This window comes from Pleomorphochaeta sp. DL1XJH-081, from assembly GCF_049310885.1.
Taxonomy (GTDB): Bacteria; Spirochaetota; Spirochaetia; order Sphaerochaetales; family Sphaerochaetaceae; genus CAYZJV01.
Map to the genome: position 1 here is coordinate 78,165 of NZ_JBMDYO010000003.1, position 14,779 is coordinate 92,943.

The following is a 14,779-nucleotide window of genomic DNA, read 5'->3' on the forward strand; positions in this document are numbered from 1 at the left end:
TACCCTCTCTAAGAAATGGTAGGGCAGAGATGTCTCAGGAACTGGGCTATCTTGGCTGTTGAAGAAATTGAAACCCTTTCCTTGGTTGAATGGACATCTTCAAGGTCCGGACCGAGAGAGACCGAATCCATTCCTGGTACCAGAGAGTTAATTATTCCACATTCGAGTCCAGCATGGATTGCCGTGACCTCAGCTGGGTTACCCATTTTTTCTTTCCATGCTTGAGCGCAAAATTTTGCCAAAGGTAAATCGGGATTAGGCGTCCATGCCGGATACGGATTTTCGAGTTTGCAGGTTGCTCCAGCTGTTTCAAAAGCCAAGATTGCTTTCTTAGCAACCATATCTCGGCTAGACATGAGAGAGGATCTATGACTCGTTATAAGGGTAAAGGCATTCTCTGTAGTTCTTATTACCGCAAGATTGCTCGAAGTTTCTACGATTCCTTCAATTCTCTGACTCATACGTTCTACGCCATGAGGAGCAAGGAAAAGTGCATTGATCATAGTTATAGACGTTTCCAAAGATGGGGCAGAAACAACTGCCTTTGTTGTAGTTTCCATAGTGACACGAAGATCTGGGTCTGATTGGGAAAATTCATTTTTAAGGTCTTCATATATAGTCTTTACTATGATTTTTGCCTTATCTTCCAAATTTGAGGGTATTGTTATGGTCGCTGTACAAGAGCTTGGAATGACATTTCTCTTTGTCCCTCCCTCGATAGAGGCAAGCCGAATAGGCATTTCATCGGCAATATTGCGAAGGACTCTGGCCATGGATGTGATTGCGTTTGCTCGTTGTTTGTGTATCTCCCCTCCGCTATGGCCTCCTCTCAAGTTATCAACTGTTATGGAAACAGCCCTATCATCACCTGAAACAGGTGTTGTCTCAAATGGGACCGATCCCCGAACTTCTACTCCTCCAGCACATCCGATATAGAAAACACCCTCTTCTTCACTATCTAGATTGAGCATTTTTCTACTCTTGATCAATGATGCATCCAGACCAAAAGCCCCCTCCAGACCAGTCTCTTCCGAAGTAGTAAATATGGCTTCAAGTGGTCCATGCTCAGCCTGAGGATCCGAAAGCAGGTCTAGAATAAGGGCGATCGCTATACCATTATCAGCACCAAGTGTAGTTCCTTTTGCGGTAATCCAATCCCCTTCTCGAAGAAGGGTAATGGGGTCTTTGGCAAAGTCATGCTCAACTCCAACGTCCTTTACACATACCATGTCCATATGACCTTGGAGAGCCAATGAGGGAATACCCTCCATTCCTTTTGTCGCAGGAGTCTGTATAATGACATTGCCTACGTTGTCTACGTGGTAGGAGAATTCATGATCCTTTGCAAAGTCAATAAGATATTGACGCACCCCATCTTCATTTCCTGACTCCCTTGGAATTCTGGAGATGTCAAGGAAATAGTTCCAAAGGGAATCTGGTTGCAGTCCTGAAATGGCTTTTTCAGATAGTGTTGTGGATGCTGGCATGTACTCCTCCTAGGGGCTGTTCTAAAAATTATTCCTAATCATGGTACCACGGATGAACAATCCTTTTATATGGAAATCGTCATCGAAAACCGTGATATTTGCAAGGTATCCTGGAATAAGGCGGCCCATCATGGAGAGATCATAGATCCTCGCTGGGTTTGCCGTGGCCATCTGAATGGCCGATTCTATAGGGACCTCCCAGGACACGAGATTACGGATTCCCGACAACATGGTAAGGGATGATCCCATCATGGTATCGGGATCAGCTGCTTTATGAAATGCACCATCTTTAGCAAGAATGGCCAATTCTCCATTTGCATACAGCTCTCCACTCTCCTGCATGGTAGGCTTGAGTGAATCGGTCACCAAGACCACATTCCTGACTTGTTTCTCTTTCAAGAGCATTTTTACGAGCTCGGGGTGGACATGGACTCCATCAGTGATCACCTCGCATTGCATATCCTGTTCAATCAATATAGCTCCGACTGTTCCGGGGTTCCTGTGGTGCAACCTACTCATTGCATTGAAGAAGTGAGTCGAGTGGAGAATACCGACTTGCATTCCCTCAATAATATTTTCATAGGTAGCATTCGTATGTCCAGCCAAGAGGACGATGCCCTCTTTTATTGCAGTGATAGCCAATTCACGCATACCTTTCAATTCAGGAGCTACCGTCATTGAAATTACATGCCCTTTGCCAGCCTCAATGAGAGAACGGAAGAGCTCCAAATCTACCGACTTCACTCCCTCGGGATTTTGAGCCCCAACGCGGACCGTCGAGATGAAAGGTCCCTCTAGGTGTATACCCAAAATTTCAGCTCCCTCTTCATCTCCGATAGCCGATACGATAGCTTCAATTGATGCAAGCATCCTCTCTGTCGTATCGGTGAATACTGTAGGAAAAAAACCAGAGACTCCAAAATCGGCTAATCGCTTTGACATTCCTAGGATAGAATCGACAGAAGCGTCTTCTGTGCCGAAACCACCAATACCATGGATATGGGTATCAATAAATCCCGGAGTGACAAATGCCTTCCCAACGTCAATAATTTCGGTTCCAGGAGGGAAGTTTTTCTGTCCAAAACGTTTCATGTTGAATATGTCGCCGATATTACCAGCAGCATCTATGAATAAACCACAATCCTGTAGCTTCGCCGATCCGGCGATGATTGTGGCATTCGTCAATACGGTCGTTCCCATGGTCTCGACCTCCTGACTAGAATATACGTGGGGTAATCTGGGCGGTCAAGCCAGAGTCTCCTGAAGGGTGGGGACATCTTCAGTAAGTCTATTGATCCATTTTCCACTTTTTATCCTGAATGCTCCCACGACAAGCTTGAAAGCCTCTTCCAAGCCGATGAATACATAGAGATAGTAAATGGGAATCTGTAGGAGCATAGCTCCGATAAATGCACATGGTACACCGATAAGCCATACTCCAGTCAATTCTGCGAACATCGAAAAACGTGTATCTCCACCCGAACGGAGGACTCCCACCACTAAAACCATATTGTAGGCCTTAATTGGCACCAACAATCCCAGTGAGAGTAATGATCGGGAAGTCATATGGGCAACCGTAGGGCTGAGATTGAAAGGAATTGAGAGCCATGGTGCCAAGACTGCCAGTAAGCCTCCGAGGAACGTTCCCGTGATAAGACCGATATTCAATAATCTGGAGGCGTATATCTTCGCCATGTCTATCCTATTCTCACCAATACGGTTTCCTATCATGATCGCGCTGGCGTTTGCGATGCCCATCAGGACTACGAAGAAAAGATTTTGGATAGCTTCACTCACATTCACCGAAGCGATGACCTCCATCCCCATACGGGAAAATGCTATCTTATAGGTCGTCATTCCCAAGGACCAGAACATCTCATTCAGAATGACCGGTAGACAAGTAATGAAGTATTTTTTGACCATCGATCGATTGAATCCGACCAAGCTAGTTATAGACGCTGCCACAGCCCGCTTCTTCCCGTAGACCAGCAAAAGCAGGAGAACAAGTTCCACTCCCCGTGCAATAGTGGTTGCCAATGCGGCTCCCTTTACCTCCAATCTGGGAAATCCAAACTTGCCAAGAATCAATACATAATTGAGCACTACATTGAGACTCATGGAGAGTACAGCAATATACAGGGGCGTCTTGGCATCTCCTGTACTTCTAAGAGAAGTGGAATAGACCATCACAATCGCAGTGAACAGGTAACTAACAGCTACCACTTTAAGATAATCCTTCCCAAAGGCCACTACTGCAGGATCGTCACTAAAAATTGCCATGATAGTTTCAGGAAAAACAAAAGAGAAGATTGAGCTGACTAAAGCCCCCACCAAACTGATTAGAAGGGCGATTCCCATTACCTTGTGCATTGATTGACGATCCTGGGCTCCCCAATATTGAGCTACAAAAATCGCTGCACCGCTACTGACGCCGAAGAAAAAAAGGGTTATCAAGAAGAACATCTGATTGGCGAGGCCGACAGCAGCTATAGCCTCTTCCCCAACCATTCCTATCATCATGGTATCAATAAAAGAAACCGATGCCATCAAGAGATTCTGAAGCATGATCGGGAGAGAAAGGAATATGAGTCTGGAGAAAAAATCTCTCCTAGTATCCTCAGGAAGAGACGGATGTATGGCAATCATGTACGTGCTTTACCACGTTTGTTTCTTTGTGGCAAGCTAGTTGATCTCTTCGGTCCCAAGAGTATCGGAATGAGGTCTTTTCTTCCTGTTGTTTCCAATGCTTCCCTCACAAGATTCCGGTTTTCCGGTTTATGATAATGAAGTAGTGCTCGTTGGATGTGTCTCTCTCTCCCCTTTGGGACATGAATCTTTGCAAAGCCTTTTCCTGGTCGCGGATCCAGTCCCGTGAAGTACATACATGTGGCGATGGTTCCTGGGGTAGGATAGAATTCTTGAACCTGCTCTGGAATGAAGTGTGTTCTATGAAGGTATAGCGCAAGATCGATTGCCGCATCCAAAGTGGTCCCAGGGTGAGCTGCGATGAGATAAGGAAGGCAGTATTGCTCCTTTGAACACTCATTTGATGCTCTTGTAAACTCTTCTACGAATTGCTCATACCAACCGACTGAAGGTTTTCCCATAGTATCGAGAGCTTTTGGATCCATATGCTCAGGAGCAACCCGAAGCTGCCCACTGACATGCTTGCTTGCCAACCGCTCCATAAACCGATTTTGGGATTTCTTATCACCTGTTGCCAAAAGATAATCGTATCTGATTCCACTACGGATAAACACCCGTTTTACCTTTGGAACCTTCTCAATCGCTTCCAATCTCTCGATGTAAGCAGGGTGGGAATCGTTAAGATTTACACATGGTTGTGGATAGAGACACAACTTTCGCTGGCAAGGTCCGTACGTCTTCTGGCGATCGCATGCGACATCCTGGAAGTTTGCGGTTGGGCCACCAACATCATGGATGTTACCCTTAAAATTGGTTAATTGTGTAATTTCTTCAGTCTCATGTACCAATGAGGCTATCGAACGATTGGTTATTATCCGCCCTTGATGACTTGTGATGGCACAAAAAGAACACGATCCGAAGCAACCTCGATTGCTGGTAATACTGAACTGGACTTCATCCAATGCGGGAATACCCCCAGTATTGTCGTAGCGGGGATGCCATCTCCGGTTGTAGGGAAGTTCCTGGATCCTGTCGAATTCAGTTTGGGTCAGTGGCCTCATGGGAGGATTAACTACTACCACCCTGTCTCCGCTGTTTTGGAGAAGGACTGTTGGATCGAACGGATTTTCATGTAATAGTTGGCTCTCTACCGATTTTGCATAATCCAACTTCGCTGATTCACTTGGAGTATTGCTTTGTCTGTCTCGCTCAGAGACCGATTCATACGAGGGCAATTGGAGAAACGGACTCTCTTGCCTATCCTGTTTCAGCTTCTCTAAAGCTTTTATCGGTAGATGGAATGCGGTACCGGGAATATCGGTAATCTCTGATATCTTCTTTCCCGATTGGAGTCTCTCAAGTATTTCCATAGTTTGCAGTTCGCCCATGCCATAGACGAGTAGGTCCGCTTTTGCATCCAACAACATACTTCTACGAACCTTGTCGCTCCAAAAATCGTAGTGTGCAAGCCTACGCAATGAAGCTTCTAGCCCACCTATGATAATCGGGATGTCTCTTCCAAATGCCTGACGAGCTTTTGTACAATAGGTGATGGTGGCACGGTCCGGACGTTTACCCCCCTTGCCTCCCGGTGTATAGGGATCATCGTTCCTCACTTTGTTGTTTGCCGTGTAACGATTCACCATAGAGTCGATATTTCCTGCCGAGATCATGCAGCATAGACGAGGTTTTCCAAATACGAGGAAATCATCGATCCTTTCCCAATCGGGTTGGGCGACGATACCTATACGATATCCATTGGCCTCTATGAGTCTTCCCAACAGGGCAGCTCCGAATGAAGGGTGGTCCACGTAAGCATCTCCGCTGATGAAGACGATATCAACAGTATCCCAACCCCGTTGCTCCATTTCCGACCTGTCCAACGGAAGAAACGGTCTATTTCTATTCATGCAAAGCACTATATTGGATTGAAAACCCTCTGTAAATAGGGTATGATACGCTCTTGATTGTCAATCTTTCCAAAGGATCGGTACATGCCCCAGGTCGCAACACAGCCCGAGATCTTCATCATCCTGAATCCGAACGCCGCAAAGGGTAGGGCATTGAGGCAACGGGATGCAATCCAATCCTTCTTCACCAATCGATCGATACCGTTTCGAATGGTGCTCACAGAGCATCCAATGGAGGCTATTGCCCTCTCAAAAGATGCTGTATTGAGCGGTTACCGGACAATCATTGCAGCAGGTGGAGATGGTACGGTAAATGAGGTTGTCGAAGGTACGATGAAGGCTTCGAGGAGCTTGGGCTTATCATTAGAAGAGTCTCCAGTCATTGGATTGATACCCATTGGAAGGGGTAATGATTTCGCCTACTTCGCTGGAATTCCGAAAGGTGTAGAGGAGGCCTGTCAGCTTATAGTCTCCAACTCCTATGATTATATCGATTATGGAGAAGTCTGGGGCGGTAGGTTTGATGAAGGTCGCTGCTTCGTGAATGGTGTTGGGATTGGATTCGATTCATTGGTGAATTTTGTGGCATCGGATTTCAAACATGTAAGTGGAATGTTGAGTTATCTTTTAGGTTTTCTCAAGATTTTGGTCCATTACCCGAAAGCACAAGAGGTTGAAATCTCGAGTGAACATGGTTCGTTCAGCTGTCAGACACAACAGATTTCTTTGTGTAATGGGAGAAGAATGGGCTCAACTTTCATCATGGGGCCTTACGCTGAGTTGGATGATGGATTGCTCGATGTAGTATATGCCAATAGGCCGATCGCGGGAAAAGAAATCCTTCGCTATGCGGTTAAGTTCCTTTCTGGAAGCCAATTGGATACCGATAGGTTTTCCATGTTCAGGGCAACCGATATTACCATCACAGCCAAGGAGGATGTCCTTGTGTGTCAGACGGATGGAGAAGAGGTTTCCAGGGGTTGTAAGAGCATTCGGGTAAAGTTGTTTCCCAAGGGTTTGAAATGTATAAGAAATTTCTAGGCATTATTTGACTAATGCGTCATCTCGTTGTATTGTTTACAGTGCGTGATTTTGTAGTTTTCCGATTGAATGAATGAGGAGTTGGTGTTGATTAAGGATATAGTACCGTCGGTACACTTTTACGACCAGGATTTTGTCGATATGTACGACCGGACCTGGGTTTGGATAGACGAATATTGGACTCAGGGAACGAAGGAAAATGGTTTTTCCGGTAATTATCTTTCGTACCCTGGGCAACAGACGTTCAACCAGCTCCATACCTGTATGGCTGCTCTCTTCCTTGTGTATAGCAACCAGAACTATTCTCCATTTCCCATGATGGATTATTTCTATGGCAAGCAGGAGGAATCTGGAGCCATCAGAAGCGATTATTCCATTGAGGATGGGAATCCAATCTTCACTGCAGATAATCCGGAAGGGGTTTGCCCTCCGATATTTGCTTTTGTGGAGCATGGTTTCTACCATAAGATAGGTAACAAGAAACGTCTCAAGGAAATCGTCCCGGTATTGGAGCGGCATTTCGATTGGCTTAAGGATAATTTTCTTAGAGAGAACGGGCTTTATGCAGTTCCTCAATCTGCATGTATGCTAGGAAATGTTCCCCGTGATTCCATGTATTATCCAGTCGATTTCAATGCCCAGTTGGCAGTCAATGCACTTTATCTCTCCGCTATTGGAGATATCTTAAACGATAAAGAACTGAGTTTTCGGTATAAACGGCTCTATTTCTCTTTGAAAACCCGAATCAACAGCATGATGTGGGATCCCGAGGAGATGTATTATTTTGATCTGGATGTGAAGGAAAAAAGGATAAAGAGGAAGCATATTGGTGCCTATTGGACGCTCTTGGCTGAGATTCCCAATGAGGAGCGAGCCGATGGTTTTATTGCGCACCTCTCCTCTCCTGATATGTTTGGAACGGAGAATCCTTTCCCAACCATTCCGGTCAGTGATCCCGATTATTCCGAATCCGGAGACGGGTACAAAGGTGGTGTTGTTCCTTTCAATACTTTCATGGTGGTGAAAGGGCTCGAACATTACGGACAATTCGAATTTGCCCGGGAGTGTTCCATCCGGCATCTCTACTTCATCCTCGATACCTTGCATCCAAATGGAGAAGAGGTTGGCGATGTATGGGAAGCGTATTTACCCTCAAAGGAGGGGCCTTCCGAATGTGAAGAAATTCCCGATTTCCCCAAAAGACGTTTCATTCATATGACGGGTCTGGTGACCATTACGCTTATGATCGAAGATATTCTTGGTCTGGATATTTCCCTCCCAAGAAAGACGGTTGATTGGACAATGACAACACTCGAGGCAATGGGGATTGAAGGTCTTTCCCTAAAACGTAATATGATTACCATTCTGAGCAATAAACAACCTCGTGGTTGGGAAATTCGGTTGGAATCGGAGAAGCTCTACTATTTCACCATCGAAATACTTGATGAGAAGAAAAAGAAGACCCTTCCCATACCCTCTGGTAAATGTTCCATGCTCATCGATAAATTGTAGGACCAAGACATGGGTTGGATGGGAAAATTGATCGGTGGAGCTATGGGTCTTGCTATTGGAGGGCCCTTGGGGATGATTGCTGGAATCGCATTCGGTAATCTCTTCGACCGGGCAAATGTATACACGACAACACAGGATCATTCTATTCCCTTCGGGACAGACTCTTCGATGAATACCCAACAACAATCTCAGATGATATTCTTCGTTGGAGCCTTCTCTATGCTTGCCAGAATGGCAACTGTAGATGGACGGCTCCTACCCGAGGAACAGAAGAAGGTTGAGGAGTTTATTTCCCAGGATTTGAAGCTGGATCCACAAAGTAGGCAAGCGGCTCTTCGGGTTTTCAATGCGGCCTTGACCGGTGGCGGCACTTTCGATCAGTTTGCAACCCAATTCTATCAGAATTTTGCCCATGAGCCGGCTATCTTGGAGTTGATGATAGATATATTGGTACGTGTAGCGGCTGCCGATGGAAGTATCAACCAGGATGAAGATCGACTGATTACCGTTGCGGCAAAGATCTTCCGCATCCAAGACAGTCTTCTTGCTAGTATAAAGCGTCGTTATGGAACTATTGCCGCATCTCCTTCCAAAGCTTATGCGGTATTGGGACTCCAAAGCAATGCCTCAGTGGATGAGATTAAGAGAGCTTATCGTAAACTCAGTAGGGAATTTCACCCCGACTCGATTGCTTCGAAAGGGCTTCCTGAGGAGTTCACTACCTTTGCGGCTGAGAAATTCCGTGTTATCCAAGAAGCCTACGACACTATCAAAAAAGAGCGCAACATCGTATAAACGCTTTATTCTCCGAATTCCACTCTTCCCCGCATTGATCGTGCGAGTGTGAGCCTGTCGGCATACTCGAGGTCTCCACCAATAGGGAGGCCTGATGCTAGACGGGTCAATGCCAATCCTTTGCCTTTCAACAGATGGCGAACATACATTGCCGTCGTATCTCCCTCTTCAGTGGGGTTAGTTGCGATAATCACTTCAGAAAACGTGCCCTCATCTATCCTTTTCATGAGATTGGTGAAGTCCAGTTTGTCGGGACCGATTCCCTCTAGGGGAGACAGCGCACCACCGAGCACATGGAAAAGGCCATTATATGATCCACTGGAGACAATGGTGATCACATCCTGAGGTTCTTCAACTACACAGAGGAGAGATCTGTCTTTTGAAGCATCAGTACAAATCGGGCAGGGATCGGTTTCGGTATAACTGCCACATATGGAACAGGGGAAAACGAGATCCTGGATTTCAGCGATGAGGTTGGAAAGTTGTCTGTTGTATTCCCTGTCGCTCTTAATCAAATGGAATGCAAGACGGGAAGCACTCTTTGGTCCTATGCCCGGTAATTTGGAAAGTTGTTTGGCAAGGATCTCCAAGGATGTCATGAATTCATCCCCCCGGCTAAAGCAGTCGCTTCGTTCTTCAAACGGTCTTGTATCTCTTTTACCGCAGAATTGAAAGCTGATGCGACAAGGACTTCGAGCGTACCGATATCGGATGGATCAACCACCTCTTCTGAGATATGGATGGATTGTACTTCCATCTTTCCATTAATCGTTATTTCTACCATTCCGGCTCCAGAGCTTCCGGTAGCACGCAATTCTTCCAGCTTGGATTGCATCTGCTGCATCTGGGATTGTATGTTTTGCATATTCTTGAATAGATCGAATGGGTTCATGGTTCCTCCAGTTGTTTACCTATTGTAGGTGCAACACCTCACCTCGAAACATTGTCGCTATGGTGTTTGCAATTTCATCGGTTTTCATCTTAGGTGTACTTGTTTGCGCCGGATTTGTCTCTTCTTTACTGAATTGCAAAGGACCATCATATCCAGTATGTCGAGCAACCAACTTTCTCAACGTTTCCTCATTTTGCTTTGCGCTTTCCATCGCATATTTGGAAGCGAAGATAAAACTGAGTAGTTCTTCGGTATGGTTTACCGCTACTACCTGACTAAGTACGATTCCGGCAGGATCACGTTCAGCAGCCATTTCTTGTATAAGCTCAGGTAACCTCTCCATGGTAATCTTCTTGTACTGTTTTACCTCTTCCTTGGGTGGTTGCTCAATCGGTTTGTCTTTAACTATAGTTTTTTCTGTTTGCTCTGGTTCTGCTACGACATCTTTCTCCCTAGTCGTTACTACTGGGGGTTGTGGCATTGCGGTTTGGACGACCACAGTCGCCGCTTTTTGCACTGCACCAACGCGGAGCTCGGTATTCATAAGGGATTCTTTGAGGTCTTCTATCTTTCGGACTAGGACAACCGAAGAGGCCATACGGCGGAGATGGGAAAGCCTACTGATTGCGAGTTCTAGCTCAAATCTCGGATTCAGAGAGAATCTGATATCACGGTAGAGTTTGAGAAAAAGCTCGAAAGCTGCCTCCAGTTGCTCTTCTGTATAGGCATCACGGACAATTGATGGAATTTGGGATACTTGTACACCTAGGATAGATTCGTTGAGTACGCCTCTTTTGATCAACAAAAGCGTTCTCATATATTCGGCAAGATCCTTAATGCATTGTTCAACTGAAACTCCTGAATCCAAGAGGGTATGCAATGCAAGCAGGGATGTATCTGTTCTATCCTCTAATAAGGAACCCACTATTGCCGAAATTTTGTCCAATCCTGCAAGACCGAGTTTCTGTTGTATCTTTTCCAAGGTGATGGATCCGTTGCTGAATGAAACAACCTGATCGAATAGGGTATAAGCATCTCGCATCGAGCCAGTGGATTCTTTAGCGATCCAGAAAAGAGCGTCATCATCGGCTTCTATGCCCATTTCATTTGCAGTTTCTGTCAGAACATCCTTAATAGCCTCAAGAGGGATCAGCTGGAAATGGAATTGTTGGCACCTCGATCGGATTGTCGCCGGAACTTTTTGGGTCTCGGTTGTCGCGAATATGAACACAACATACTCGGGAGGTTCCTCGATGGTTTTCAGTAATGCATTGAACGCACTGGTTGAAAGCATATGTACTTCATCTATGATATAGACTTTGTAACGAGAACTTTGTGGAGGGAAAAGGACTTCATCCTTGATTATGCGGACATCGTTTACACTGGTATTGCTAGCTCCATCGATTTCAATCACATCGGGACAGTTCCCTTGGGTTATTTCAATACAATGGGAACAGACCCCACATGGATACGGGGTTGGTCCCTGCTCACAATTCAAGGCTTTGGCGAGAATTCTTGCAGAGCTTGTCTTACCAACTCCACGAGGACCACTGAATAAATATGCATGGGCGGTCCTACCCTGTTCAATCGCATTCTTGATGGTTGATACCACAAACTGTTGGCCAACCAATCCATCGAACAGTTGGGGCCTTTTTCTGGTTGCCGTTACTTCATATGCCATTGTCGCTCCAATGTCTACAGACAAATAAGACTATACCATGTGAACGGAATAATGAAAACGATTGAAGGTGATAACGGGGAAATTGGAGAGAAGGAAATCTTCGTTGAAAAGGATGAAAAACCCCCTTGGCTCCGATACATTGGCTGTGGCTCATCGATCAATCGCTTACCGCTGCTACCTTCCGGTCCTGACGGGGTTAGGCGAAGAGCGATAGCACAGAATCTACCATCAACACCAAGGGGGAATATCTACGGAGAGAGAGGGATTCGAACCCTCGGAGCCCGGTTAGAGCTCACACCCCTTCCAAGGGTGCACCTTCGACCACTCGGACATCTCTCCAAGGTCAAAAAAAAAGAAAGAAACGAAGCGGAGAGAGAGGGATTCGAACCCTCGGTACCGAAAAACGGTACAACGGATTTCGAATCCGTCTCCTTCGACCACTCGGACATCTCTCCCGGCGGGCCTCGCCATTGTAGCCAAGAGGATTCGAACCTCCGACCTCCAGATCCGCAATCTGATGCTCTATCCAGCTGAGCTATGGCTACGAAACATATGATAAACTCAAAAAAAACCAAAAAAACGGAGAGGGGGGGATTCGAACCCCCGGTACCGTTACCAGTACAACTCCTTAGCAGGGAGCCCGATTCGGCCGCTCTCGCACCTCTCCAGGGAACTACCGATAGGTAGCCTATTTATTAGCTACTGACCGGAAAAGCATAGTAGCGGAGAGAGAGGGATTCGAACCCCCGGAGACTCGCGCCTCAACGGTTTTCAAGACCGCCTCCTTCGACCGCTCGGACATCTCTCCAATCAGGATTCACACTATAGCGATGGGGCTTCTCTTTGTCAAGTAAAGCGGGGAATTGCCTTGCTGTCCCACAACTTGCATCGACATCGATTCCTGTTCTCGCCTTGACAGGCTCCTTCCCTGTAGCCATGATAATGACGAGGTATCGCATGGCAAAAATCAAGATGGAAAAATTGCAGGCAGGACGGATGGCGAAACAGTCCATTTCCATGGTAGCCGATCTTATTGAACGATTCGGAAACCGACTGGTTGGCTCGGAATCTTGTCTACAGACTGCAGAAATCTTAGGACAATCGCTGGAAGCCTCTTGTGATACCGTAAAACGTGAATCCTTCTCTCTACATCCCGACGCTTTTCTGGGATGGATTAGGATTTTGGTGGTGATTTATCCGTTTGCGCTACTTTTTCTCTGGTTCTCCTTTCCTATCTTGAGTCTCCTTCTCTCTTTTGGAGGAATCATCATCATGACCTATGAGTTTTTCTTGTACCGAGAGGTCGTGGACCGATGGTATCCCAAGGCAACGGGGGTGAATGTCTATGGTGTTATGGAGCCTATCTCCGAGGTTCGCCATACCGTGGTATTCAGTGGTCATCACGATAGTGCGAAGGTCTTTAATTTCTTTACAGAAAAACCGCATCTCTACATGGTGCGTGTGGGTATCGGTCTTGGTTCCTTCATTCTTCTCACATTAATCTCCCTTCTCGATACCGTTAACCAACTCTTTTCGGGAGGAATTTTCTCCTTTGGGTTCCCAAAGCCCTTGATCGCTTTTCTTGCAGCTACTCTTACAGTCGCATCTCCATGGGTTCTCAAGCTTTGGCATTTTGTCGGAAAAGAGGGAACTCCTGGAGCTGGAGATAATTTGATATCATCCGCTATGGCTGTACAACTCTCGCAGTATTTCCGGAGGAATATCGATATGGGGATACCGTTGCAACATACACGATTGGTGTTCGCCTCCTTCGACGGAGAAGAGGCTGGGTTGAGGGGATCGCGAGCCTTTTTCAATGTCCATAATGGCGATACTTCCGTATTGGATGGTAAGATCCACCATTTCAATGTTGACTGCCCATATGATGCCAAAGATCTCTTTTTTCTTACTAGCGATATAAATGGAAGTGTGAAACTCTCACAAGAGATGGCTACCAAGTGTGTAGCAATTGCCAAATCAATGGGTTTCGATGCCTTCAGTCAGCCAATCGCCTTCCTTACCGGCGGAACAGATGCAGCGGAATCTGCAAAATGTGGTTTCGAATCCGTCACCTTGATGGCGATGCCTTGGGACAATCGAAAACGTAAAGGAGTTTATCACACTCCCGAAGATTTACCCGAATCGATTGATCCAAAGGCAGTAGAGGAGGCGCTCTCAATCGCTATACGATATATTGAACAGGTCGATTCTCACGAGGTCTGATCAATCGAGATGTTGGCTCTGCCGCTACTCAAATCGGTGATACGAGAGATCACCTCATCCACATGTATGCTAGGAAGCGTACACCGGATTGTTACCTCTGTGGCGAAATTCTCTATAGATTGTCCCTCTTTCTCGGAAAGAAGGAGTTTTACTTGATCATATAAATCATAGCCAATCACGAGCCTTATGGTAGATTTTTCGATGAGTTCTTCTGTTTTTAGGCCATCAAGAACAGCCTTTGTAGCATCCCCATAGGCTTTTACCAGACCCCCGGTGCCCAATAAAGTCCCCCCAAAATAGCGAACTACCATCACCAGAATGCTGGTTATACCACTTCCCTTAAGTATCTCCAACACTGGACGACCTGCCGTGTTTTTCGGCTCATGGTCATCACTCATGCTGAACTGGTCTCCTCGTGTTCCTAAGACCGCTGCATGAACAACATGGTTTGCCTGGGGGTGCTGTGCCCTTACTTGGGAAATTCGTTGCTTGATAAAGTCGGTATCTTCAATCTTCTCTGCCAGTGCAACGAATCGAGAGCGTTTTACTTCAATTTCTGCCATATGTGATGAAATGGGAATTTTCATAGACC

Annotated in this window: 12 protein-coding genes, 5 tRNA genes and 1 other RNA gene; 4 read left to right on the forward strand and 14 right to left on the reverse strand. The window is 46.1% G+C overall.

The window, feature by feature from the left end:
- Positions 1 to 8: 8 nt before the first annotated feature.
- The 4 genes from ACODJP_RS06895 to ACODJP_RS06910 are packed head-to-tail and all read right to left on the reverse strand — an operon-like array spanning position 9 to position 6,043.
- Positions 9 to 1,487, reverse strand: a complete 1,479-nt coding sequence (locus ACODJP_RS06895) for an aminoacyl-histidine dipeptidase (protein ID WP_422479885.1) — start codon at positions 1,485 to 1,487, stop codon at positions 9 to 11.
- Between the two features lie 21 nt (positions 1,488 to 1,508).
- Positions 1,509 to 2,687, reverse strand: a complete 1,179-nt coding sequence (nagA, locus tag ACODJP_RS06900) for an N-acetylglucosamine-6-phosphate deacetylase (RefSeq protein ID WP_422479887.1) — start codon at positions 2,685 to 2,687, stop codon at positions 1,509 to 1,511.
- A gap of 45 nt (positions 2,688 to 2,732) precedes the next feature.
- Positions 2,733 to 4,133, reverse strand: a complete 1,401-nt coding sequence (locus tag ACODJP_RS06905; RefSeq protein ID WP_422479889.1) for an MATE family efflux transporter — start codon at positions 4,131 to 4,133, stop codon at positions 2,733 to 2,735.
- The gene (locus tag ACODJP_RS06910; RefSeq protein ID WP_422479891.1) at positions 4,130 to 6,043 is read right to left on the reverse strand and encodes a YgiQ family radical SAM protein; all 1,914 of its coding nucleotides are present in this window, start codon (positions 6,041 to 6,043) and stop codon (positions 4,130 to 4,132) included. The genes ACODJP_RS06905 and ACODJP_RS06910 overlap by 4 nt, the downstream gene beginning before the upstream one ends.
- 84 nt (positions 6,044 to 6,127) lie before the next feature.
- On the opposite strand from ACODJP_RS06910, the gene ACODJP_RS06915 reads away from it, so the two are divergent.
- The 3 genes from ACODJP_RS06915 (at position 6,128) to ACODJP_RS06925 (ending at position 9,391) form a co-directional block, all read left to right on the forward strand.
- Positions 6,128 to 7,084, forward strand: a complete 957-nt coding sequence (locus ACODJP_RS06915; protein ID WP_422479893.1) for a diacylglycerol/lipid kinase family protein — start codon at positions 6,128 to 6,130, stop codon at positions 7,082 to 7,084.
- A gap of 87 nt (positions 7,085 to 7,171) precedes the next feature.
- Positions 7,172 to 8,596, forward strand: coding sequence for an MGH1-like glycoside hydrolase domain-containing protein (locus tag ACODJP_RS06920; RefSeq protein WP_422479895.1), 1,425 nt, complete (start codon positions 7,172 to 7,174; stop codon positions 8,594 to 8,596).
- A gap of 9 nt (positions 8,597 to 8,605) precedes the next feature.
- Positions 8,606 to 9,391, forward strand: coding sequence for a TerB family tellurite resistance protein (locus ACODJP_RS06925; protein ID WP_422479897.1), 786 nt, complete (start codon positions 8,606 to 8,608; stop codon positions 9,389 to 9,391).
- Positions 9,392 to 9,396: 5 nt separating this feature from the next.
- Here the strand turns inward: ACODJP_RS06925 and recR are convergent, their stop codons facing one another.
- The 9 genes from recR to ACODJP_RS06970 form a co-directional block, all read right to left on the reverse strand.
- The gene (gene recR, locus ACODJP_RS06930; protein WP_422479899.1) at positions 9,397 to 9,990 is read right to left on the reverse strand and encodes a recombination mediator RecR; all 594 of its coding nucleotides are present in this window, start codon (positions 9,988 to 9,990) and stop codon (positions 9,397 to 9,399) included.
- Complete coding sequence (locus ACODJP_RS06935) at positions 9,987 to 10,283, reverse strand: YbaB/EbfC family nucleoid-associated protein (protein ID WP_422479901.1); 297 nt, start codon at positions 10,281 to 10,283, stop codon at positions 9,987 to 9,989. The genes recR and ACODJP_RS06935 overlap by 4 nt, the downstream gene beginning before the upstream one ends.
- Positions 10,284 to 10,302: 19 nt before the next feature.
- Complete coding sequence (gene dnaX / locus ACODJP_RS06940) at positions 10,303 to 11,964, reverse strand: DNA polymerase III subunit gamma/tau (RefSeq protein WP_422479903.1); 1,662 nt, start codon at positions 11,962 to 11,964, stop codon at positions 10,303 to 10,305.
- 129 nt (positions 11,965 to 12,093) lie between these two features.
- Positions 12,094 to 12,192, reverse strand: an RNA gene (ffs, locus tag ACODJP_RS06945) — signal recognition particle sRNA small type.
- A gap of 23 nt (positions 12,193 to 12,215) precedes the next feature.
- Positions 12,216 to 12,303 (reverse strand) — tRNA-Ser (locus ACODJP_RS06950).
- Positions 12,304 to 12,331: 28 nt separating this feature from the next.
- A tRNA-Ser gene (locus ACODJP_RS06955) sits at positions 12,332 to 12,419 on the reverse strand.
- A 16-nt stretch (positions 12,420 to 12,435) separates the two neighbouring features.
- A tRNA-Arg gene (locus tag ACODJP_RS06960) sits at positions 12,436 to 12,509 on the reverse strand.
- 35 nt (positions 12,510 to 12,544) lie between these two features.
- A tRNA-Ser gene (locus ACODJP_RS06965) sits at positions 12,545 to 12,631 on the reverse strand.
- 56 nt (positions 12,632 to 12,687) lie between these two features.
- Positions 12,688 to 12,772: transfer RNA gene (locus tag ACODJP_RS06970), tRNA-Ser, on the reverse strand.
- A gap of 149 nt (positions 12,773 to 12,921) precedes the next feature.
- Here ACODJP_RS06970 and ACODJP_RS06975 point away from each other — a divergent pair.
- Positions 12,922 to 14,187, forward strand: a complete 1,266-nt coding sequence (locus ACODJP_RS06975; protein ID WP_422479905.1) for a M28 family peptidase — start codon at positions 12,922 to 12,924, stop codon at positions 14,185 to 14,187.
- Here the strand turns inward: ACODJP_RS06975 and ACODJP_RS06980 are convergent.
- A complete protein-coding gene (locus ACODJP_RS06980; RefSeq protein WP_422479907.1) occupies positions 14,175 to 14,774 on the reverse strand; it encodes an IMPACT family protein in 600 nt (199 codons plus the stop codon). The genes ACODJP_RS06975 and ACODJP_RS06980 overlap by 13 nt on opposite strands.
- Positions 14,775 to 14,779 lie beyond the last annotated feature (5 nt).

Coding starts and splice junctions, on each gene's coding strand:
- dnaX (WP_422479903.1), bottom strand. CDS start 11,964: ATGGCATATGAAGTAACGGCAACCAGAAAAAGGCCCCAACTGTTCGAT.
- ACODJP_RS06895 (WP_422479885.1), bottom strand. CDS start 1,487: ATGCCAGCATCCACAACACTATCTGAAAAAGCCATTTCAGGACTGCAA.
- ACODJP_RS06980 (WP_422479907.1), bottom strand. CDS start 14,774: ATGAAAATTCCCATTTCATCACATATGGCAGAAATTGAAGTAAAACGC.
- ACODJP_RS06910 (WP_422479891.1), bottom strand. CDS start 6,043: ATGAATAGAAATAGACCGTTTCTTCCGTTGGACAGGTCGGAAATGGAG.
- nagA (WP_422479887.1), bottom strand. CDS start 2,687: ATGGGAACGACCGTATTGACGAATGCCACAATCATCGCCGGATCGGCG.
- ACODJP_RS06935 (WP_422479901.1), bottom strand. CDS start 10,283: ATGAACCCATTCGATCTATTCAAGAATATGCAAAACATACAATCCCAG.
- ACODJP_RS06915 (WP_422479893.1), top strand. CDS start 6,128: ATGCCCCAGGTCGCAACACAGCCCGAGATCTTCATCATCCTGAATCCG.
- ACODJP_RS06925 (WP_422479897.1), top strand. CDS start 8,606: ATGGGTTGGATGGGAAAATTGATCGGTGGAGCTATGGGTCTTGCTATT.
- ACODJP_RS06975 (WP_422479905.1), top strand. CDS start 12,922: ATGGCAAAAATCAAGATGGAAAAATTGCAGGCAGGACGGATGGCGAAA.
- recR (WP_422479899.1), bottom strand. CDS start 9,990: ATGACATCCTTGGAGATCCTTGCCAAACAACTTTCCAAATTACCGGGC.
- ACODJP_RS06905 (WP_422479889.1), bottom strand. CDS start 4,133: ATGATTGCCATACATCCGTCTCTTCCTGAGGATACTAGGAGAGATTTT.